Raw genomic sequence first — 19,520 nt, 5'->3', positions numbered from 1 at the left:
CCATGACCGACCTGACCCCCCGCGAGATCGTCTCCGAGCTCGACCGCTTCATCATCGGCCAGAAGGAGGCCAAGCGCGCCGTCGCCGTCGCCCTGCGCTCGCGCTGGCGGCGTAAGCAGCTCGGCGCCGACCTGCGCGACGAGGTGTATCCCAAGAACATCCTGATGATCGGCCCCACCGGCGTCGGCAAGACCGAGATCTCGCGCCGCCTCGCCAAGCTGGCGCGCGCGCCCTTCCTCAAGGTCGAGGCCACGAAGTTCACCGAAGTCGGCTATGTCGGCCGCGACGTGGAACAGATCGTCCGCGATCTCGTCGATGCCGCGATCTTCCAGACCCGCGAGCAGATGCGCGAGGACGTGAAGGCCAAGGCACATGAAGCCGCGGAGAACCGCGTGATCTCGGCCATCGCCGGCACCGACGCCCGCGATCAGACCCGCGAGATGTTCCGCCGCAAGCTGAAGTCGGGCGAGCTCGACGGCACGATGATCGAGATCGAGGTGACCGACAGCTCGAACCCGATGCAGGGTCTCGACATCCCCGGACAGCCCGGCGGGATGATGAATCTGGGCGACCTGTTCGGCAAGGCGATGGGCGGCCGCAAGGTCAAGAAGCGCGTTACCGTGGCCGAGAGCTACGAGCTGCTGATCGCCGACGAGGCCGACAAGCTGCTCGATGACGAGACCGTGACCAAGGCCGCGGTCGAGAATGTCGAGCAGAACGGCATCGTGTTCCTCGACGAGATCGACAAGGTCTGCGCCAAGGCCGATGCGCGCGGCGCCGATGTCAGCCGCGAGGGCGTGCAGCGCGACCTGCTGCCGCTGATCGAGGGGACCACCGTTTCGACCAAGCACGGCCCGATCCGCACCGACCACATCCTGTTCATCGCGAGCGGCGCGTTCCACGTGGCCAAGCCCTCGGACCTGCTGCCCGAGCTTCAGGGCCGGCTGCCGATCCGGGTCGAGCTGCGCGCGCTGACCGAGGAGGATTTCGTCCGCATCCTGACCGAGACCGACAACGCCCTGACCCGCCAATACGCGGCGCTGATGGGCACCGAGGAGGTGACGGTCGAGTTCACGCCCGAGGGCATCGCGGCGCTGGCGCGGATCGCGGCCGAGGTGAACCGCTCGGTCGAGAATATCGGCGCGCGCAGGCTCTACACGGTGCTCGAACGGGTGTTCGAGGAGCTGAGCTTCACCGCGCCCGATCGTGCCGGCGAGACGATCAGCGTCGACGAGGCCTTCGTCGAGGCGCATCTGGGCGAGCTGTCGCGCTCGACCGACCTGTCGCGCTACGTGCTCTAGACCTCGCGCCAGACCCCCTTCGCCTTGGCGAAGCGTGCGGTCTGTATAATCTCGAAGCGGGGCCTCTCGCAGGCCCCGTATCGCTCCACCTTGATCCGCTCCGGCTCGATGTAGAGCAGGTTGAAGTTGTTGGTCTCCTCGCGCAGCCGCGATGACAGCCCGGTCCCCGCCTGCACCAGCAACACGCCCGGCGCCGCGGTCAGCGGTGCCACCGCGGCGTTGTGCAGATGCCCCGACAGCACCACGTCGGCGCCGCAACGGCCGAGACAGGCCACGGCGGCGCGGGCGCCCCGCATCAGCCGCTTCTCGACGCCCGGATCATGTTCGAGCGGATGGTGCATCATCGCCAGATGCGTCCGCCCGTCCGGCGCGCCCGCGAAAGCGTCGCAGACCCTGCGGATCGTGCGATTGCTGATCTTGCCCGATTGCCAGGCAAACCGGTTGACCGTGTTGACGCCCACCAGCGCCACCTCGTCATCGATGTATTCCGGCTCGAGATCCTCGGAGATCAGCATGCGGTACCGATGGAACGGTTTGATGAAGCGCAGCCAGGGATTGTCGATCGGCGTGTCGTGATTTCCCGGCACGATCAGCACCGGCATTTCCAGCCGTGAGACGAATTCGGCGGCCTGGACGAACTGGCTCTCACGGGCGCGCTGGGTGAGATCTCCGGAAAACGCCACGATATCGGGGGCAAGCCGGTTGATCGTCTCGATCAACGGCTCCAGCAGATCCTCGCGGGTGCGCCCGAAATGCAGGTCGGAGATATGCAGCACTCGCCTCATGCGGCGGTCTCGTTCGCGGTCTCGGGGACGATCACCTCGAAGGCGCCACGGATCATCTCGAACTCCAGCGGCGCCTCCATCACGAATTTCTCACCGTCGCAGGCTACGAGCTGGCGCTGGCGTTTCACGTGGATCGTCAGCCGGTCGGCGCAGATCAGCTCGAAATCCTCGCCCAACCGCATCTGCCGAACCGCGAGCCGCACCGCGTCCGACAACAGGCCCATCCGCCCCTCATCAGGCGCCACGAAGATCGAAAAGCCGCCATTGCGGATGCAGTCGACGCCTTGCAGACCGAAATGCTCGAGCTGGAAGGCCGACCGCGCGGCAAAGACCAGCGGCGTGCGGAACTTGCGCCGCTCGCCATCGACCTCGATCTCGACCTTGAGCGGCCGGCGGAAGCGCCAGAAGGTCTTGAGCACCGACCAATGCGCGGCGATGCGGCGGCGGCCCCAGCGGCGATAGACGGTCTCGCGCTCCTTGAGGATCGCCGGATAGACCCCGATGCTGGCGTTGTTGAGGAACAGTCGGCCGTTGACCGCGCCCAGATCGATCGGGCGGCGATGCCCGGCGGCGATCACCTGCGCCGCCGCTTCGGGATCCTCGGGGATGCCATAGCCGCGGGCGAAGAAGTTGAAGGTGCCGAGCGGCAGCACGCCCAGCGCGCAGCCCGAGCCGTTGAGCGCCGAGGCGACCGCCATGATGGTGCCGTCGCCCCCCGCCGCGACGACCACGTCGCAGCCGTCACGCACGGCCTGCCGCGCGGCGGTGTCGATGTCGCGCCCCTTGACGTGCCGCAGTTCGGCATCGGGGCCAAGCACGCGCATCGCCTGCTCGATGGCTTCGGCTTCCCGGCTGTTGCGCCCCGAGCGATCATTGCAGATCACGCGGATGCCGGCCCGGTCCGGGACGGGTCGGGCGATGATGGGTTCGGACATCCGGGGGCTCCTGAAAGGCTTCCCGGACAAACGCTTGGGCTTCGGTTCGGTTTCGCGCGGAACGCGTCAGCGTGGTTTGCGCAGATAGACGTAGTAGGCGCCCTCGCCGCCATGCCGGATATGCGCCGGAGCGATCTGCAGCACAGCCTGCCGCAATGGCGGCAGGTTGAGCCATTGCGGCACCTGGTGGCGCAGCACCCCGTGCCGCGCCGGCATCGGCGCCTCGTAATCGCGCGCGCGCCCCTTGCCGGTGATCACCAGCACCAGCCGCCGTCCCATCGCCTGGCTCGACAGGATGAAGGCGATCAGCTCGGGATGCGCCTCCGAGAGGGTCATGCCGTGCAGGTCGAGCCGCCCCTCGGGATGCAGCTTGCCGCGCTTCATCCGGCCATGGGCCTTGGCGTCCATCGCCACCGGCGCCGCACGCAGCCTCTCGCCCAGCCCTGGCAGAACATCGTCCGGGCGCTTGGGATCGGCCATCTGGCCGACGCGAAACCGGGGCAGGGGATCGTAGCGCGGCGCGGGGTCGGGTGTCTTCGGCGGTGCCTTGGGCTCGGGCGGCGCGGCGGGGGGTTTGCGCCGCTTGTGCATCGGCGCGGCCTGACGGGCGACGCTATCCCACAGGGCCCGTTCCTCGGGCGACAGATGGCGCGGCTTTCGAGACATCAGGCCGGGTCGGCCAGGGTCTGCGGCATCATGTCGAGGGCGCGCTGGATCGGCAGCAGCATCACCATCCGCCCGGTGTCACGGGTCCGGCCCGCGCGTTTGCCGGCCAGCCGGCCGGTGCCGAAGAAGATGTCGGCGCGCTGCGCCCCCTTGATCGCCGAGCCGGTGTCCTGCGCGACCATCAGGCGGCGGAACTCGTCCTCGCCCTCGGTCTCGATCCAGACCGGTGCGCCCAGCGGCACGAAAGCCGGATCGACCGCGATCGTCCTGAGCGGGGTGATCGAGCGGTTCATCGCGCCCAGCGGGCCGCGCTCGGCCGGGACCTCGTTCACCTCGCGAAAGAAGACGTAGGATCGGTTGGTCCACATCAGCTTCTTGCCGTCGACCGGGTTGCGGCGCACCCAGGATCGGATCACGTCGGCCGAAACCTGATGGGGCTCGTAGACGCCGCGCGACACCAGCTCCTGACCGATCGAGGAATAGGGCTGGCGGTTGGCCGCCCCGAAGCCCAACCGGATCACCTTGCCGCTGGGCAGCCGGACCCGACCCGAACCCTGGATCTGCAGGAAGAACAGCTCGATCGGATCGACATAGGCGATCTCGAGCCCGCGCCCCCTGAGCGCGCCGCCTTCCTCGATCTCCTGCCGGGTCAACCACGGCCCCTCGGGCGGCAGTTCGTCGGGGACGCGGTAGACCGGCGCGACGTAACGGCCATCGGGCACTTCGGAGCCGCGCAGTTCCGGCTCGTAATAGCCGGTGAACAGCGCCTCGCGACCGTCCTCGACCAGCACTGGCAGAAAGAACAATTCGAAGAAGCCCCGCGCATCCTCGGTCTCACGGGCCAGCCCGCACAGCGCCTGCCAGTCGCGGTCACGCAGGTCGCGGCAAGTTTCGAGAAAGGTCTCGAGCGCGGCGCGGTGATCGTCGGCCTTCCAGCCCCGGAGCTGGTCGAAGCTCAGCAGCTTGGGCGAGGCCGCCGCACTCAGCGGCAGGCCCAGAGCCAGCGCCAGTGCCGCGGCGAGACGGGTCATTCCCCGGTCGCCACCAGCTTCCAGTTGGGATCGTCGCTGCCCATCACCCGGCCGAAGGTCCAGACGTCGCGCTGGCGCTTGATCTCGGTGGTCGAGCCCTCGACCACCTCGCCGGCGGTGTTGCGCACCACATAGGTCAGCTCGCCGGTGAAGCGCACCGCGATCTCGCCCTCACGGGTGGCGGTGTCGAAGCTGGCGTCGCGGACCGCGATCTCGGACAGGCCGACAAAGGTCGCCTCGACCTTCAGCCCCTCGCGCTCGCGCGTCGCGATCACCTCGGCGAAGGCGTCGTGGACCTCCTGCGACAGGAAGGGCCGCACGCTTTCGAGATCGCCGTTCTCGAAGGCCATCAGGATCATCTCGTAGGCGGCGCGGGCCCCCTGCAGGAAGTCGTTGAGACCGAAGTCGGGATCCGCCGCCTTCATCGCGTGCAGCGCCCGGGCGGCATCGCTGCCCTCGGGAACGTGATCGGTGATGTCGCGGTCGGGACCGCCTTCGATCACTTCGAATTCCGGGCGCGGACGGCGCTTGTCGGTCTGCGCGGGCAAGGTCGGCTTCTCGAACCCTTCCCGCGTTCCCAGCACGCCGCGCAGACGCAGGATCAGGAAGATCGCGATGCCTGCGAGCACCAGAAGCTGGATGATGGGAGAGTTCATGCGGCGCCTCTTGTCAGCACGGGCCTCGCACCGGCCCCGTGTGGCACCTATGTAAGCCACGCAACAGTTCAAGTCCACCGACCCACCCGGCCCAGAACGTCGCGGGAGCGGGCGGACGCCAATCGAGTTCCGGGAGACCGCCCATGTGGCTCTTCATCGCCTTCCTCGCCGTGCCGCTGATCGAAATCGGCCTGTTCATCCAGGTCGGAGGGCTGATCGGCCTGTGGCCGACATTGCTGATCGTCGTGTTGACCGCGATCGCTGGCACTGCGCTGGTGCGCGGGCAGGGCATGCAGGCGATCGCGCGATTGAAACGCTCGATCAACGACTTCTCCGACCCCTCGCGGCCGCTGGCTGACGGGGCGATGATCCTGTTCGCCGGCGCGCTGCTGCTGACGCCCGGCTTCTTCACCGATGCCTGCGGCTTCGCGCTGCTGGTGCCGGCGGTGCGCAGCCGGGTGTTCCGGCTGCTCAAGGACAAGGTGAAGGTCACGCAGTTCCAGACCGGCGCGCCGCACCGTCCCGACCCGACCGCACCGCGCGATACCGTGATCGACGGTGATTTCCACGAGCTCGACGAAAGCCGTCGTCCCACCCACCGCTCGGGCTGGACCCGGCATTGAGGGGGGGCGCGGCGGCTGTTAGACATCTGTCCAACTGACATCGGAGGACAGCCATGACCGACACGCCCGACGCCCCCTCGACTCCCGAGGCCAATGGCCAGGCCGCGCAGCAGCAACCCAAGGTGACGCAGCGCGTCGTCGCGCAATACATCCGCGACATGTCCTTCGAGAACGCGCTGGCGCAGAAGGGCCTGACCGGCGACCTGCAGCCCGAGGTCTCGGTGCAGGTCAATCTCGACGCCCGCAAGCGCGGCGCCGAGGGCCAGTACGAGGTCATCACCAAGCTCAACATCACCTCGAAGGCCAAGGAGTCGGGCAACCCGCTCTTCCTGTTCGAGATCGAATATGCCGGCGTGTTCCAGATCTCCGGCGTGCCGGACGAGCAGCTGCACCCCTACCTGCTGATCGAATGCCCGCGCATCACCTTCCCCTATCTGCGTCGGATCGTCTCCGACGTGACCCGCGACGGGGGCTTCCCGCCGCTGAACCTCGAGCAGATCGACTTCTTGCAGCTCTATCGCAACGAGCTCCAGCGTCGCGCCCAAGCCCAGCAGGCGCAGCAGGCCGCCTCGGCCGAGCAGGGGCCGAGCGGCACCGCCTGATCGCTCAGCCGAATTTCGACCAGAGCGCGCCGTCGCCCAGACGACCGATGAACTCGGAATGGGCGGCGGCTTCCTCTTCGGTGAGCCGCGACGGCAGCGGGACGGGCCGCGGCCGCGGCCGCCAATCCCCCGCCGCATCGCCACCCGCCCGGCCTTGGGCCACGTCGAGCGCGAAATCGGGCTGCCGGCCGCCGATCAGCTCCAGATAGACCTCGGCCAGGATTTCGCTGTCGAGAAGCGCGCCGTGCAGGGTGCGCGACGAGTTGTCGATGCCGAAGCGGCGGCACAGCGCGTCCAGCGAGGCAGGCGAGCCGGGAAAGCGCTTGCGCGCGATCGCCAGCGTGTCGAGCGCCCGCTCCATCGGGATCTTGGGGAAGTTCACCCAGCCCAGCTCGGCGTTGAGGAATTTCATGTCGAAGGCGGCGTTGTGGATCACTAGCCGCGCATCGCCGATGAACTCCACGAAATCGCGGGCGATCTCCGCGAATTTCGGCTTGTCCCGCAGGAAATCATCCCCCAGCCCGTGCACCTCGAAGGCCGCCTGCGGCATCGAGCGTTCTGGATTGATGTACTGATGGTAAGTGCGGCCCGTCGGCATGTGATTGAGCAGCTCGACCGCGCCGATCTCGACGATGCGGTCGCCTTCGGCCGGCTCGAAGCCGGTAGTCTCGGTGTCGAGAACGATCTCACGCATCGCGCATTCCCTTCCTGATCCGGTCGATCACCTGTCGCACGGCGGCACGGGCGGCGTCGAGCGTCACGGTCTCGATCACGTAATCGGCGCGGGCGCGCTTTTCCATGTCGGGCATCTGCCGCGCGAGGATCGCGTCGAGCTGATCGTGGGTCATGCCCGGACGGGCGAGCACCCGCGCGGCCTGAACCTTGGCCGGGGCGCTGACCACCGCCACCGCATCCATCTCCGTTTCGCCGCCGGTCTCGTAAAGGAGCGGGATGTCGAAGACGACGATGTCGGAGGCCTGCCGTGCGGCGAAATCCTCGCGATCGGCGCGCACCAACGGATGCACGACCGTCTCGATCCGCGACAGCGCGCCCGGATCGGCGGCGATGATCTGCTTGAGCGCGTCGCGCGATACCGCGCCATCGACGATGGCCTCGGGAAACAGCGCCGCCATCGGTGCCACCGCCGCGCCGCCCGGCGCATAGAGCCGGTGCACGGCGGCATCGGCATCCCAGACCGGCAGACCCTCGTCGGCGAACATGGCGGCGGTGGTCGATTTGCCCATGCCGATCGACCCGGTGAGACCGAGCCGGAAGCTCATGCCAGGACCGCCGCGCGGGTGGCCTCCGTCACTTGGGGCGTCGCGCCGAACCAGCGCTCGAAACCCGGCACCGCCTGATGCAGCAGCATGCCGAGCCCGTCGACCGTGCGGCAGCCGCGCGCCCGCGCAGCGATGAGCATCGGCGTGTCGAGCGGCACGTAGACGATGTCGGTGACCAGCGCCGAAGCGGGCAGGGCGGAGAGGTCGAGATCGAAGGGATCGGCCCCCTTCATGCCCAGCGAAGTGGTGTTGACCACGGTGGCTGCACCGTCGAAGGCCTCGTTCGCGCGATCCCAATCGATCACCTCGATCTTCGGGCCGAAGGTCGCGGCCAGCGTCTCGGCCCGGGCCCGGGTGCGGTTGGCGAGCCGGATCGTCGGCACGCCCGCCTCAATCAGCGAATCCAGCACGGCCCGCGCCGCGCCGCCGGCCCCCAGCACCACCGCCGGACCGGCCCCGGGCTGCCAGTCGGGCGCGCCCTGCCGCAAATTCGCGACGAAGCCATGGCCATCGGTGTTGTCGGCGTGAATCCCGTCCTCGCCGAAGGTCAGCGTGTTGGCCGCCCCGATCCGCCGGGCGCGGTCGCTGACGCGATCGGCGATGGCCAGCGCGGCCTCCTTGTGCGGCAGGGTGACGTTGGCGCCGCGAAAACCCATCCGGGGCAGGGTGCGGATCACCTGTTCGAAATCCGCGGGTTCCACGTGCAGCGGCGCGTAATGCCCCTCGATCCCCATCTCGGACAGCCAATGCGCAAAGAGGCGCGGCGATCGGGAGTGGGAGATCGGGGCACCGATGACGCCCGCCAGCGGAATGCGATGCGTGCTCATCTCTCGAGATCCCCTCTCAGCACCAGCCAGTTGATCAGCTCGACCAAGGGCAGGCCGAGCACGGTGAAATAGTCACCCATCACCCGCACGAAGAGCCGGACGCCCTCCTCCTCGAGCTTGTAGCCGCCGACCGAATGACGGATCGAATCCCAATTGCGCTCGACGTAACCCCGCAGCCAGTCCTCGGACAGCTTGGCCATGTCGAGGCGGACCACGCCGACATGGCGCCAGATCGGCTCGCCATCGCGACAGACCACCGCGGCGGAGAGCAGCTGGTGGGTGCGGCCGGAGAGACGGGTGAGCTGGTCGAGCGCTTCTTCCGGGGTCTTGGGCTTGGAAAAGACCTCGCCTCCCAGCGCCAACACCTGGTCGCAGCCCAGCACCAGCTGCCCCGGTCGGCGATGCGACACCTTGAGGGCTTTCATCTCCGCCAGCTTGTCTGCGAGATCGCGCGGCGGCGCTTCCTCGGCCAGAAGCGCGGTCTTGAGTGCGGCCTCGTCGATGCGGGGTTTCTCGACATCGAACGGGATCGCCGCGTTCCTGAGGAGGGTGGCGCGGATCTCGGATCCGGAGGCGAGAACGAGGTTCGGGGTCATGGCGGGCCTGTGGACGACTCGAGGGAGGAATCGGGATCGAATCATGAGGGCGACTCGGTGGAGAGTTGTGACGCCTCCCGCGACTCGGGACAAGCGGGGTGAGTCGCCGGTGCGACTCAGCGACTTATCCACGGGGGACGAGGACAAGCCCGTCGCTGGGGATCGTTGTGGGCAAATGACCGAGTCAAGAGCGCGACTCGGGCGGAAGATATGACAAGCTGAAAATTAATTTCGCTTCATTTCAGATACTTAACCGATGTAGCCGAGTCGTTCCAACCGCTTCGGATCGACCTTCAGCCTGTGGACGACTCTGAGGATATGCCGTCAATGAGCGCTTATCCACGGCCCTACTACCCTCTTCATCTTTTCTTTTATCCTTATTCATTTGAGAAGGAGCCGGTCCGAGAAAGGGATCGAGATGACCGACTTCGTCGCCAACGCCTATCCGTGGATAAAGACGGGACACATCCTGTCCTTCGTGGCCTGGATGGCCGGGATGTTCTATCTGCCGCGGCTCTTCGTGTATCACGCGGAGCGGGCGCAGAAGGGCTCGGAGCTCGATGAGACCTTCAAGGTCATGGAGTTGAAGCTGCTGAAGCTGATCATGACGCCGGCGATGATCTCGACCTGGATATTCGGGTTGCTGCTGATCTCGCTCGGCGTGGTCGACTGGTCCCAGCCCTGGCCCTGGATCAAGGCGGTGGCCGTTCTGGCGATGACCGGGATGCAGGGCTGGCTGTCGAAGCGGCGCAAGGAGTTCGCCGCCGGCACCAACAGCCGCAGCGGCAAGCAATATCGCATCGCCAACGAGGTGCCGACGCTCCTGCTCCTGGTGATCGTGGTGGCGGTGGTGGTCCGCCCGTTCTGAGGCACCGGCACGCCCGGCGTTGACGTGCGACTTATCCACGCCTAAGACTTCTCCCGCTTGCCCGTCCGGGCGAAGCGATTCCATTTTCACGACCGACAAGAGCGGCCCGCGGGCTGCCACAGGACCGTTTCCCATGTCCCAGGACCGCCTGAACCTCGCCGATCTCAAGGCGCAGAGCCCGAAGGATCTTCTCTCGCTGGCCGAAGAGCTGGAGATCGAGAACGCCTCGACGATGCGCAAGGGCGACATGATGTTCGCCATCCTCAAGGAGCGTGCCGAGGAGGACTGGGTCATCGGCGGCGATGGCGTGCTCGAGGTGCTGCAGGACGGCTTCGGCTTCTTGCGCAGCCCCGAGGCGAACTATCTTCCGGGTCCGGACGACATCTACGTCTCGCCCGACATGATCCGCCAGTTCTCGCTGCGCACCGGCGACACAGTCGAGGGCGTGATCCAGGAGCCGAACGAGAACGAGCGCTACTTCGCGCTAGTCAGCGTCGAAAAGATCAACTTCGAGGATCCCGAGCGCGCCCGTCACAAGGTCGCCTTCGACAACTTGACCCCGCTCTATCCCGATGAGCGGCTGAAGATGGAAGTCGAGGAAGAGGCCGCGACCAAGGATCGCTCGGCGCGGATCATCGATCTTGTCGCGCCGATCGGCAAAGGCCAGCGTTCGCTCATCGTGGCGCCGCCGCGTACCGGTAAGACGGTTCTGCTGCAGAACATCGCCCACTCGATCGAGAAGAATCATCCCGAGTGCTATCTCATCGTGCTGCTGATCGACGAGCGGCCCGAGGAAGTCACCGACATGCAGCGCTCGGTGAAGGGCGAGGTCGTCTCCTCGACCTTCGACGAGCCCGCTTCGCGTCACGTCGCGGTGTCGGAGATGGTCATCGAAAAGGCCAAGCGTCTCGTCGAGCACAAGCGCGACGTGGTCATCCTGCTCGACTCGATCACCCGTCTGGGCCGGGCCTTCAACACCACGGTACCGAGCTCGGGCAAGGTCCTCACCGGTGGTGTCGACGCCAACGCGCTGCAGCGCCCCAAGCGGTTCTTCGGTGCGGCGCGCAACATCGAGGAGGGTGGCTCGCTCACCATTATCGCCACCGCGCTGATCGACACCGGTTCGCGCATGGACGAGGTGATCTTCGAAGAGTTCAAGGGCACCGGTAACTCGGAGATCGTGCTCGACCGCAAGGTTGCGGACAAGCGCGTCTTCCCGGCGATGGACATCCTCAAGTCGGGCACCCGCAAGGAGGATCTGCTGGTCGAGAAGACCGATCTGCAGAAGACCTATGTGCTGCGCCGCATCCTCAACCCGATGGGCACCACGGATGCGATCGAGTTCCTGATCTCCAAGCTCAAGCAGACCAAGACCAACTCGGACTTCTTCGACTCGATGAACACCTGACGCGTCGCAAGCGGGGAGGGGATCGTGGAAACGATCTATGCCTTGGCGACGGCGCGCGGGCGCGCCGGCGTGGCCATCATCCGGATTTCGGGCCCCGCCGCGCATGCGTCGGGCGAGGCGATGGCGGGCGAGCTTCCCCGGCATGGGCGCGGGTTGCGTCGTCTGCGCGATGCGCAAGGTGATCTTCTCGATGAAGCGCTCGTCCTGACTTTCGACGAGCGGCGCAGCTTTACCGGCGAAGCCGTGGTGGAGTTGCATCTGCATGGCAGCAAGGCCGTGATCTCTGCGGTTCTAGACCGGCTGGGCGACCTACCAGACCTGCGGCCAGCCGAGGCGGGGGAGTTCACCCGTCGTGCCTTGGAGAACGGCCGCCTGGACCTGTCGCAGGTCGAGGGGCTGGCCGATCTCATCGATGCCGAGACCGAGGCCCAACGCCGCCAAGCCATGCGGACCATGTCGGGTGCTTTGGGCCAGCGCGCCGAGGTTTGGAAACGCGATCTTCTGCGCGCGATGGCGCTGCTCGAGGCGGTGATCGACTTCGCCGACGAAGATGTGCCGGTCGACGTCACTCCGGAGGTCGAGATGCTTCTCGATCGTAGCGCTGACGCGATGCGGCGGGAGATGGACGGCGTGGCCGCGGCAGAGCGTATCCGCGATGGCTTCGAAGTAGCCATCATCGGCGCGCCCAACATGGGAAAATCGACACTTCTCAATCACTTGGCCGGTCGCGACGCCGCGATTATCTCGGATGTGCCTGGGACTACGCGCGACGTGATCGAGGTGCGCATGGATCTGCGCGGCCTGCCGGTGACGTTGCTCGACACCGCCGGTCTTCGCGAATCCGTGGATCAAGTGGAAGCTATCGGCATCGGGCGGGCTCGCGAACGCGCCGCGGCTGCGGATATCCGGCTGCATCTCGTCAGTCCGGAGGATTTCGATACTGCGCTGGCCGGACCTGACGATCTGGTGCGGGTCGCGCGCTCGGATCTCCATGACGCCGATCCCCGCGGCATTTCCGGTCTGACGGGGCAGGGCGTTCCGGATTTGCTCGATGAGCTTGCGGATCGTCTGGAGGCGCGTAGCGCGTCGGCAGGGGTCGCCATTCGGGAGCGTCATCGCGTCGCTTTGCGCGAGGGTTTGGCCTATATTGCGCGCTGCCGTGAACTCCTTCCCTCTGGCGGGATTGCGCATGATCTTGCCGCTGAGGAACTGCGTCTGGCGGTGCGTGCCCTTGACAGCCTCGTCGGTCGGGTCGATGTGGAACACGTCTTGGGCGAGATCTTTTCGAGCTTCTGTATCGGGAAATGAAGGGCTGTTTCACGTGAAACATGACCACTATGATGTCATCGTCGTCGGCGGCGGGCACGCCGGTGTAGAAGCCGCGGCGATCGCCGCCCGCATGGGCGCGAAAGTTGCGCTCGTGACCATGAAGCTCTCCACCATCGGCGCGATGTCCTGCAACCCGGCCATCGGCGGCCTCGGCAAGGGCCACCTCGTTCGCGAGGTCGACGCCCTCGATGGTTTGATGGGCCGGGTCGCCGACGCCGCTGGTATCCAGTTCCGCCTGCTCAATCGGCGCAAGGGTCCTGCCGTTCAAGGCCCGCGGCTTCAAGCAGACCGCGTGATCTTCCGTGATCGGATGCAGGCCGAGCTCCGTTCCGTCAACGGTCTTGACCTCGTCGAAGGCGAAGTGGCCGACCTCATCGAGGAAGGCGGCCGGATCACCGGGGTCATCCTGGGCGAGGGTCAGAAGCTTTCTGCCAACGGTGTTATCTTGACCACCGGCACTTTCCTCCGCGGCGTACTGCACTTCGGCGGGGAAACCCGACCCGGCGGCCGGATGGGAGATAATGCGTCGACCCGTCTGGCGGATCGGATGGACTCCTTCGGCCTGACCATGGGGCGTCTCAAAACCGGTACGCCGGCCCGGCTCGATGGCAAGACGATCGACTGGGAACGACTCGAAAGCCAGCCAGGCGACGATGATCCGGTCATGTTGTCGTTCCTGAACACCGCGCCCAAAGCGCGGCAGATCGCTTGTGCTATCACCCATACCAATGCCAAGGCGCATGATATCATTCGCGAGAACCTCTCGCGGTCGGCGATGTATAGTGGAAATATCAGTGGCACTGGCCCGCGTTATTGCCCCTCGATCGAGGACAAGGTGGTCCGTTTCGCCGACAAGGAAAGCCACCAGGTCTTCCTGGAGCCGGAAGGGCTGACCACGGACACGGTCTATCCCAATGGTATCTCGACCTCGCTGCCGGTCGAGGTTCAGAACGACTTCATCCGGTCGATGAAGGGCCTTGAGCAAGTCCGGATCGAGCAGCCCGGCTATGCGATCGAGTACGACTACGTCGACCCGCGCGCATTGACCCGTAATCTCGAACTGCGCGATGTGCCTGGACTTTATCTGGCTGGCCAGATCAATGGCACGACCGGATACGAAGAGGCGGCTGCCCAAGGCTGCGTTGCTGGTCGCGCCGCCGCTGCTGCCGCTCTCGGTTTCGAGGCGCCGGAATTCAGCCGTTCGACCTCCTATATTGGCGTGATGGTCGACGACCTGATCACGCGGGGCGTGACCGAGCCTTACCGCATGTTCACCTCGCGCGCCGAATTTCGCCTGTCGCTTCGCGCGGACAACGCTGACCAGCGCCTGACATCGCAAGGCCGCGAAATTGGCTGTGTCGGCGATGAGCGTTGGCAGGCATTCAGCGAGAAGACGGAGCGCCTCGAAGCGGGCCGGATCACGCTTTCGCAGTCTAAATACCCGGTTTCGGCTCTGATCGAGGCGGGTGCGAACCTCAATCCTGACCGACCTGCCAAGACCGGGCTAGAAGCTCTATCCCTTCCGGAAGTCGACTTTGCAGTGTTGGCGGAACTTGATCCTTCTCTTCAGGAAATCGACCCTCGGATCGGGGAGCAGATCAAGCGCGAGGCGACATATAGCGCATATCTCGATCGTCAGGAGCGCGACGCGCAGACGATCGCGAAGGACGAGGCGCGACGTCTTCCCCATGATCTCGACTACGGAACGATCCCCGGTCTGTCGTCGGAACTCCGGTCCAAACTCGAGCGGCACCGTCCGGCCTCTGTTGGCGAGGCAGCACGAATCGAAGGCATGACGGCTGCTGGCCTGCTGCTTCTTATCAACACCAGCCGCCGGATCGCGGCCTGATGTCTACCGCCGAATGGGTTGTGGACGGAACGCATGTTTCACGTGAAACAGCTGACCGTCTGCGCACCTATTGCGAGCTCATTCGCAAGTGGTCCCCCAAGATCAACTTGGTGTCCCGGCGAGACCTAGACGAGCTCGAAACTCGCCATATCGCTGACTCTCTGCAACTTTCTGTCTTTCTGGACCCCGCAATCGAAACTTGGGCTGATCTGGGGTCGGGCGGCGGCTTTCCCGGCATCGTCTTGGCGATCTGCGGCCTTGAGAAATCGCCGGCCACACGCTTTCATTTGGTGGAAAGCGACGCCCGGAAGGCCGCGTTCCTGCGTACGGCTATTCGAGAACTGAAGCTCAATGCCCAAGTTCACGACCAGCGCATAGAGAACACCCCGCCCTTAAAGGCGGAAAGGGTCAGCGCCAGGGCGCTCGCATCGCTGGACAACCTCCTCGACCTCTCTTCGCGCCACCTGACCGCGGGGGGCCTCTGCGTGTTCCCGAAGGGACAATCCCATGCCGAAGAGATCGAAACTGCGTGTAAACGCTGGAATTTCGACGTCGAGACGCATAGCAGTGCGACCGATCCAAACGCGCGTATCCTAGTCGTGAGCAACCTCTCCCATGTCTGAGACCTGCCGCATCATCGCTCTCGCCAATCAGAAGGGTGGGGTGGGCAAGACCACGACGGCCATCAATCTCGGCGCCGCACTCGCGAGCAAAGGCAAAAGGGTCCTGCTGGTCGACATGGATCCGCAGGGCAACGCCTCGACCGGTCTCGGCCTCGCAGCCGGACAGCGCCGCTCTTCGACCTATGACCTCCTGATCGGTTCGGATCCGGCAAGCGAGGGTATCCATCTCACCGGCGTCGAAGGCCTGGACATCATTCCAGCGACGACCGATCTTAGTTCGGCCGATGTTGAGCTCATGTCGACGAATGGTCGCAGCCGCGTCCTCAAGCGCAGACTCGAAGAGCTGCTCGCGGACAGGGGGGATTACGACTACCTCCTGATCGATTGTCCTCCCGCGCTCAACCTGTTGACCATCAACGCCATGGTTGCGGCCGGATCGCTTCTGGTGCCATTGCAGAGCGAGTTCTTCGCGCTCGAAGGCTTGTCCCAGTTGATGCTGACCCTCCGGGAAGTGCGGGGCTCCGCCAATGGCGATCTCCGTATCGAAGGGATCGTCCTGACCATGTATGACCGTCGCAACAATCTCTCCCAGCAGGTCGAGGCCGATGCGCGCCAGACGCTGGGCGAACTGGTGTTCAAGACGGTGATCCCGCGCAATGTCCGCCTCAGCGAAGCCCCCTCGCATGCCATGCCGGTGATCGAATACGATCCGACCTGTGCCGGGGCCCGGGCCTATCTGGATCTGGCCGACGAAGTCATCGAGCGAGAGAAATGAGGGTGCCCATGGCGGAAAAGCAGAAATCTCGCGGTCTGGGACGTGGTTTGTCCGCTCTCATGGCCGATGTCAGCCAGGATCAGACGACGGCAGAGCAGGCGAGGCGCCCAGACATGATGGTTCCGATCGAAAAGATCCGTCCCAATCCGGATCAGCCCCGACGCCACTTTGATGATACGGCGCTCGAAGAGCTTGCAGCATCGATCCGCGAGAAGGGTGTCATCCAGCCCCTGATCGTGCGCCGCGACCCTTCCCGAGAAGGGCATTTCGAAATCGTCGCCGGTGAACGCCGTTGGCGCGCCTCGCAGATCGCAAAGCTGCACGAGCTGCCCGTGCTCATCCGCGAATACAGCGACACTGAAGTCCTCGAAGTCGCGATCATCGAAAACATCCAGCGCGCCGATCTGAACGCGATCGACGAGGCGGCCGGCTACAAGCAGCTGATGGATCGTTTCGGCCACACGCAGGAGCAGCTGGCGAGCGCTCTGGGCAAGAGCCGCAGCCATATCGCGAACCTGATGCGGCTCCTGTCGCTACCCGAAGACGTGCAGGAAATGCTGACCGCCGGTCAACTCACCGCCGGGCACGCCCGTACTCTCGTCGGCAATGAGCAGGCGTCGAGCCTTGCGCGGCAGATCATGCTTAAGGGCATGTCGGTTCGCGACGCCGAGGCGCTGGTGCGCAAGCCCGGCAAGACGCCGAACACCAAGGCGCCGCGCAAATCCGGCAAGGATGCGGACACGTTGCAGATCGAGAGCGAGCTTTCCGCGACGCTCAAAATGCCGGTCAGCATTGATCATGACGCGCAGGGCGAAAGCGGTCGCGTGACCCTGCGCTACCGCGATCTCGAACAGCTCGACGATCTGCTGCGGTTGTTGTCCGGCAATTGAAGCTCAGGCGAGAAGTTCGCGCAGCACAGCATTGAGGATCGGACGGCCGGTCGAGGTAGCGATCAGCCGGTCGTCGCTCCGCTCCAGAAAGCCGAGACGCTCCATCTCGACCACCCGGCGTTCGAATTCGCCGGGGTCAGGGGCAAGGTGGAAGGGCAGGGCGATCCCCTCTGCCAGCCGCAATCCCATCATCACGCGCTCCTCGAACGCTTCGACAGAGTTCAGCGCCTCGCGCGGCAGTTCACCGGGTTTGTCACTTTCGACCTCGACGAGCCAAGCGCCGGGCGCCTTGGGGGCCTCGGTCGCCCATCTGCGATCAACGAGCCCGAGCCGCCCATGCGCGCCGGGACCGATGCCCGCCCAATCTCCGGACCGCCAATAGACGAGGTTGTGCCGGCTTTCGGCGCCTGGGACCGCATGGTTGGAAACCTCATAGGCCGGCAAACCGGCCTCGGCGGTGATCGCCTGTGTAATCTCGTACATCTCGGCAGCACGATCTTCGTCCGGAAGCCCGCGCAAACCACCGCGTGCCAGCCGATCCCCAAAGGCGGTGCCGTCTTCGACCGTGAGTTGGTAGAGCGACAGGTGGTCCGCGCAGAGCTCCATCGCGCGGCGCAGCTCCTGCTCCCATTGCTGCGGGGTCTGATCCTGACGTGCATAGATCAGATCGAAGCTCACCCGGTCGAACGCGGCACGCGCCACATCGAAGGCGCGGAGCCCCTCGGCCACGTCGTGCAATCGACCCAGCCGCTTCAGATCGCCATCGTTGAGTGCCTGCATCCCCATCGAGACCCGGTTCACCCCCGCGGCCCGGTAGCCGGCAAAGCGGTCGGCCTCGATCGAGGTCGGGTTCGCCTCAAGCGTCACCTCGATATCGTTACGCAGGCGCCAGCGCCGACTGATACGGTCGAGAATGGCCGCGACGATCTTCGGCTCCATCAGGCTTGGCGTGCCGCCCCCGAAAAAGATCGAACCGAGAATGCGATCGTCGGTCTCCTCTGCCAGTCGGTCGATCTCACGCAGGAAGGCCTCGCCCCAGCGATCCTGATCGATCCGTGCGGCTACATGGCTGTTGAAATCGCAATAGGGGCACTTGGCCTGGCAAAACGGCCAATGCAGGTAGAGGCCGAAGCCTCCACGCTGCCAGTTTTCGACACTATCGTCCAAGACAGAGCCGTAGTTTCTCGACGGCGCGGGCACGATGGCTCAGGCCGTTCTTGGTTTCGGGATCCATCTCCGCAAAGGTCTGCTCGTGTCCTTCGGGGACGAAGATCGGGTCATAGCCATGGCCCTTCTTACCGCGCATCGGCCAGACCAGATGCCCTTCGACATGACCGTCGAACACCTCTTCGTGCCCATCCGGCCATGCGAGGACGAGAGTGCAGCGGAACCGCGCGCCATGCGGCGCCGGCTTGCCGGTCTCCTGCAGCTCGCGCTGGACGCGCTCCATGGCGATATCGAAATCGCGGCCCGATCCGGTCTCGGCCCAGTCCGCCGTATGCACGCCGGGGCGACCGTCGAGGTCGTGGACCTCGAGCCCGCTGTCATCCGCCAACGCGGGCAGACCCGTCGCCGCCACGGCGGCCCGCGCCTTGATCCGCGCGTTGCCGACGAAGGTGTCCTCCGTCTCCTCCGGCTCCGGCAGACCGTGATCGCCATTGCCCGTCACCGTCACGCCATAGGGCGTCAGCAGGGCCCGGAATTCCTCGAGCTTGCCCGCGTTGTGCGTGGCGATCACCAGAGAGGTCTCGGTAAAGCGCCGCATCAGCTCGTGGCCTCCAGCTGCGCCCGCGCCAGCGCCGCACAGCCCAGTTCGGCCAGTTCGATCAACTGCGTCATCTGCGCGCGCGAGAAGGTCGATCCCTCCGCGGACATCTGCACTTCGATCATCTGATCGCCCATCATCACGAAGTTGCCATCGACGCCGGCCTCGCTGTCCTCGGGATAGTCGAGGTCGAGCACGGGCTGACCGGCATAGAGACCGCAGCTCACCGCCGAGACCGGGGTGCCCAGTGGGTCGGTCTTGACCAGACCAGCCTTCATCAGTTTCTGGATTGCCAGCTTCATCGCCACCCAGCCGCCGGTGATCGAGGCACAGCGCGTGCCGCCATCGGCCTGGATCACGTCGCAGTCGATGGTGATCTGACGCTCGCCCAGGGCGTGGAAGTCGACACCGGCACGCAGCGAACGGCCGATCAGCCGCTGGATTTCCTGCGTGCGTCCGGACTGCTTGTCCTTGGCCTCGCGGCGCATCCGGCTGTTGGTGGCGCGCGGCAGCATGCCGTATTCCGCCGTCACCCAACCCTGGCCGGAGTTGCGCCGGAACGGCGGCACCCGCTCCTCGACCGTGGCGGTGCAGATCACATGGGTGTCACCCATGTGGATCAGGCAGGAGCCTTCGGCATGGCGGTTGAAACCCGTCTCGATCTCGATCGGGCGCAGCGCGTCGGGGGTCCGGCCGGAGGGGCGCATGTTG

General features: G+C 65.6%; 22 protein-coding genes. 10 read left to right on the top strand and 12 right to left on the bottom strand.

The features are described 5' to 3' along the window. Positions 1 to 2 precede the first annotated feature (2 nt). On the top strand, positions 3 to 1,301 hold the full coding sequence (gene hslU, locus T8T21_RS11380) for an ATP-dependent protease ATPase subunit HslU (protein WP_322335672.1): 1,299 nt from the start codon (positions 3 to 5) through the stop codon (positions 1,299 to 1,301). Here the strand turns inward: hslU and T8T21_RS11375 are convergent. The 5 genes from T8T21_RS11375 to T8T21_RS11355 form a co-directional block, all read right to left on the bottom strand. After that, a complete protein-coding gene (locus tag T8T21_RS11375) occupies positions 1,298 to 2,086 on the bottom strand; it encodes a metallophosphoesterase family protein (RefSeq protein ID WP_322335671.1) in 789 nt (262 codons plus the stop codon). The genes hslU and T8T21_RS11375 overlap by 4 nt on opposite strands. Continuing rightward, positions 2,083 to 3,021 carry a diacylglycerol/lipid kinase family protein gene (locus T8T21_RS11370; RefSeq protein WP_183470235.1) on the bottom strand — a complete coding sequence of 313 codons (939 nt, stop codon included), beginning with the start codon at positions 3,019 to 3,021 and terminating at the stop codon, positions 2,083 to 2,085. The genes T8T21_RS11375 and T8T21_RS11370 overlap by 4 nt, the downstream gene beginning before the upstream one ends. Positions 3,022 to 3,087: 66 nt before the next feature. Then, the gene (locus tag T8T21_RS11365) at positions 3,088 to 3,687 is read right to left on the bottom strand and encodes a Smr/MutS family protein (RefSeq protein ID WP_322335670.1); all 600 of its coding nucleotides are present in this window, start codon (positions 3,685 to 3,687) and stop codon (positions 3,088 to 3,090) included. Further along, on the bottom strand, positions 3,687 to 4,718 hold the full coding sequence (gene mltA, locus T8T21_RS11360; protein ID WP_183470238.1) for a murein transglycosylase A: 1,032 nt from the start codon (positions 4,716 to 4,718) through the stop codon (positions 3,687 to 3,689). Before mltA ends, T8T21_RS11365 begins: the two co-directional genes overlap by 1 nt. Next, positions 4,715 to 5,374 carry a Tim44/TimA family putative adaptor protein gene (locus T8T21_RS11355; RefSeq protein WP_322335669.1) on the bottom strand — a complete coding sequence of 220 codons (660 nt, stop codon included), beginning with the start codon at positions 5,372 to 5,374 and terminating at the stop codon, positions 4,715 to 4,717. The genes mltA and T8T21_RS11355 overlap by 4 nt, the downstream gene beginning before the upstream one ends. 143 nt (positions 5,375 to 5,517) lie before the next feature. On the opposite strand from T8T21_RS11355, the gene T8T21_RS11350 reads away from it, so the two are divergent. Continuing rightward, positions 5,518 to 5,997 carry an FxsA family protein gene (locus T8T21_RS11350; RefSeq protein WP_322335668.1) on the top strand — a complete coding sequence of 160 codons (480 nt, stop codon included), beginning with the start codon at positions 5,518 to 5,520 and terminating at the stop codon, positions 5,995 to 5,997. A gap of 53 nt (positions 5,998 to 6,050) precedes the next feature. Continuing rightward, entirely contained in the window at positions 6,051 to 6,599 is a 549-nt protein-coding gene (secB, locus tag T8T21_RS11345; protein WP_322335667.1) for a protein-export chaperone SecB, read from the top strand. Positions 6,600 to 6,603: 4 nt separating this feature from the next. Here secB and dnaQ read toward each other — a convergent pair whose 3' ends face one another. The 4 genes from dnaQ to T8T21_RS11325 are packed head-to-tail and all read right to left on the bottom strand — an operon-like array spanning position 6,604 to position 9,302. After that, a complete protein-coding gene (gene dnaQ / locus T8T21_RS11340; RefSeq protein WP_322335666.1) occupies positions 6,604 to 7,293 on the bottom strand; it encodes a DNA polymerase III subunit epsilon in 690 nt (229 codons plus the stop codon). Next, positions 7,286 to 7,879 (bottom strand): dephospho-CoA kinase, encoded by a 594-nt coding sequence (coaE, locus tag T8T21_RS11335; protein WP_322335665.1) that lies wholly within the window; start codon positions 7,877 to 7,879, stop codon positions 7,286 to 7,288. The genes dnaQ and coaE overlap by 8 nt, the downstream gene beginning before the upstream one ends. Next, entirely contained in the window at positions 7,876 to 8,706 is an 831-nt protein-coding gene (locus tag T8T21_RS11330) for a shikimate dehydrogenase (protein WP_322335664.1), read from the bottom strand. The genes coaE and T8T21_RS11330 overlap by 4 nt, the downstream gene beginning before the upstream one ends. Beyond that, positions 8,703 to 9,302, bottom strand: coding sequence for a Maf family protein (locus T8T21_RS11325; protein ID WP_322335663.1), 600 nt, complete (start codon positions 9,300 to 9,302; stop codon positions 8,703 to 8,705). The genes T8T21_RS11330 and T8T21_RS11325 overlap by 4 nt, the downstream gene beginning before the upstream one ends. A gap of 418 nt (positions 9,303 to 9,720) precedes the next feature. Between T8T21_RS11325 and hemJ the strand changes: the two genes are divergently transcribed. The 7 genes from hemJ (at position 9,721) to T8T21_RS11290 (ending at position 17,044) form a co-directional block, all read left to right on the top strand. Continuing rightward, a complete protein-coding gene (hemJ, locus tag T8T21_RS11320) occupies positions 9,721 to 10,170 on the top strand; it encodes a protoporphyrinogen oxidase HemJ (protein ID WP_322335662.1) in 450 nt (149 codons plus the stop codon). 133 nt (positions 10,171 to 10,303) lie between these two features. Beyond that, positions 10,304 to 11,578, top strand: a complete 1,275-nt coding sequence (rho, locus tag T8T21_RS11315; RefSeq protein WP_183470256.1) for a transcription termination factor Rho — start codon at positions 10,304 to 10,306, stop codon at positions 11,576 to 11,578. A gap of 24 nt (positions 11,579 to 11,602) precedes the next feature. Then, on the top strand, positions 11,603 to 12,886 hold the full coding sequence (mnmE, locus tag T8T21_RS11310; protein ID WP_322335661.1) for a tRNA uridine-5-carboxymethylaminomethyl(34) synthesis GTPase MnmE: 1,284 nt from the start codon (positions 11,603 to 11,605) through the stop codon (positions 12,884 to 12,886). A gap of 4 nt (positions 12,887 to 12,890) precedes the next feature. Beyond that, positions 12,891 to 14,756: a tRNA uridine-5-carboxymethylaminomethyl(34) synthesis enzyme MnmG gene (gene mnmG / locus T8T21_RS11305; protein ID WP_322337486.1), complete on the top strand. Its 1,866-nt coding sequence runs from the start codon at positions 12,891 to 12,893 to the stop codon at positions 14,754 to 14,756. After that, positions 14,756 to 15,379, top strand: a complete 624-nt coding sequence (gene rsmG / locus T8T21_RS11300; RefSeq protein WP_322335660.1) for a 16S rRNA (guanine(527)-N(7))-methyltransferase RsmG — start codon at positions 14,756 to 14,758, stop codon at positions 15,377 to 15,379. Before mnmG ends, rsmG begins: the two co-directional genes overlap by 1 nt. Further along, positions 15,372 to 16,154, top strand: coding sequence for a ParA family protein (locus T8T21_RS11295; RefSeq protein ID WP_322335659.1), 783 nt, complete (start codon positions 15,372 to 15,374; stop codon positions 16,152 to 16,154). The genes rsmG and T8T21_RS11295 overlap by 8 nt, the downstream gene beginning before the upstream one ends. Before the next feature lie 8 nt (positions 16,155 to 16,162). After that, entirely contained in the window at positions 16,163 to 17,044 is an 882-nt protein-coding gene (locus T8T21_RS11290) for a ParB/RepB/Spo0J family partition protein (RefSeq protein ID WP_322335658.1), read from the top strand. 3 nt (positions 17,045 to 17,047) lie between these two features. On the opposite strand, the gene hemW is transcribed toward T8T21_RS11290, so the two are convergent. Genes hemW through rph form a run of 3 tightly spaced genes read right to left on the bottom strand, consistent with a single transcriptional unit; the run spans position 17,048 to position 19,516 of the window. Then, positions 17,048 to 18,211, bottom strand: coding sequence for a radical SAM family heme chaperone HemW (gene hemW / locus T8T21_RS11285; protein WP_322335657.1), 1,164 nt, complete (start codon positions 18,209 to 18,211; stop codon positions 17,048 to 17,050). After that, positions 18,201 to 18,812, bottom strand: coding sequence for an RdgB/HAM1 family non-canonical purine NTP pyrophosphatase (gene rdgB / locus T8T21_RS11280; RefSeq protein ID WP_407660133.1), 612 nt, complete (start codon positions 18,810 to 18,812; stop codon positions 18,201 to 18,203). The genes hemW and rdgB overlap by 11 nt, the downstream gene beginning before the upstream one ends. Next, positions 18,809 to 19,516, bottom strand: coding sequence for a ribonuclease PH (gene rph, locus T8T21_RS11275; protein WP_322335655.1), 708 nt, complete (start codon positions 19,514 to 19,516; stop codon positions 18,809 to 18,811). Before rph ends, rdgB begins: the two co-directional genes overlap by 4 nt. Positions 19,517 to 19,520 lie beyond the last annotated feature (4 nt).

Source organism: Limimaricola variabilis (assembly GCF_034371605.1).
In the GTDB taxonomy this organism is placed as follows: Bacteria; Pseudomonadota; Alphaproteobacteria; order Rhodobacterales; family Rhodobacteraceae; genus Limimaricola; species Limimaricola variabilis.
The sequence above is the reverse complement of the archived record's forward strand: the minus strand, read 5'-3'. Positions and strand labels throughout refer to the sequence as shown.

Bases quoted from the DNA above. Each gene is read 5' to 3' on its own strand.
- rsmG (WP_322335660.1), top strand. From the start codon at position 14,756: ATGTCTACCGCCGAATGGGTTGTGGACGGAACGCATGTTTCACGTGAA.
- hslU (WP_322335672.1), top strand. From the start codon at position 3: ATGACCGACCTGACCCCCCGCGAGATCGTCTCCGAGCTCGACCGCTTC.
- dnaQ (WP_322335666.1), bottom strand. From the start codon at position 7,293: ATGCGTGAGATCGTTCTCGACACCGAGACTACCGGCTTCGAGCCGGCC.
- coaE (WP_322335665.1), bottom strand. From the start codon at position 7,879: ATGAGCTTCCGGCTCGGTCTCACCGGGTCGATCGGCATGGGCAAATCG.
- secB (WP_322335667.1), top strand. From the start codon at position 6,051: ATGACCGACACGCCCGACGCCCCCTCGACTCCCGAGGCCAATGGCCAG.
- T8T21_RS11365 (WP_322335670.1), bottom strand. From the start codon at position 3,687: ATGTCTCGAAAGCCGCGCCATCTGTCGCCCGAGGAACGGGCCCTGTGG.
- mltA (WP_183470238.1), bottom strand. From the start codon at position 4,718: ATGACCCGTCTCGCCGCGGCACTGGCGCTGGCTCTGGGCCTGCCGCTG.
- T8T21_RS11350 (WP_322335668.1), top strand. From the start codon at position 5,518: ATGTGGCTCTTCATCGCCTTCCTCGCCGTGCCGCTGATCGAAATCGGC.
- T8T21_RS11325 (WP_322335663.1), bottom strand. From the start codon at position 9,302: ATGACCCCGAACCTCGTTCTCGCCTCCGGATCCGAGATCCGCGCCACC.
- rph (WP_322335655.1), bottom strand. From the start codon at position 19,516: ATGCGCCCCTCCGGCCGGACCCCCGACGCGCTGCGCCCGATCGAGATC.
- T8T21_RS11330 (WP_322335664.1), bottom strand. From the start codon at position 8,706: ATGAGCACGCATCGCATTCCGCTGGCGGGCGTCATCGGTGCCCCGATC.
- hemJ (WP_322335662.1), top strand. From the start codon at position 9,721: ATGACCGACTTCGTCGCCAACGCCTATCCGTGGATAAAGACGGGACAC.
- T8T21_RS11290 (WP_322335658.1), top strand. From the start codon at position 16,163: ATGGCGGAAAAGCAGAAATCTCGCGGTCTGGGACGTGGTTTGTCCGCT.
- T8T21_RS11375 (WP_322335671.1), bottom strand. From the start codon at position 2,086: ATGAGGCGAGTGCTGCATATCTCCGACCTGCATTTCGGGCGCACCCGC.
- rho (WP_183470256.1), top strand. From the start codon at position 10,304: ATGTCCCAGGACCGCCTGAACCTCGCCGATCTCAAGGCGCAGAGCCCG.
- T8T21_RS11355 (WP_322335669.1), bottom strand. From the start codon at position 5,374: ATGAACTCTCCCATCATCCAGCTTCTGGTGCTCGCAGGCATCGCGATC.
- T8T21_RS11370 (WP_183470235.1), bottom strand. From the start codon at position 3,021: ATGTCCGAACCCATCATCGCCCGACCCGTCCCGGACCGGGCCGGCATC.
- T8T21_RS11295 (WP_322335659.1), top strand. From the start codon at position 15,372: ATGTCTGAGACCTGCCGCATCATCGCTCTCGCCAATCAGAAGGGTGGG.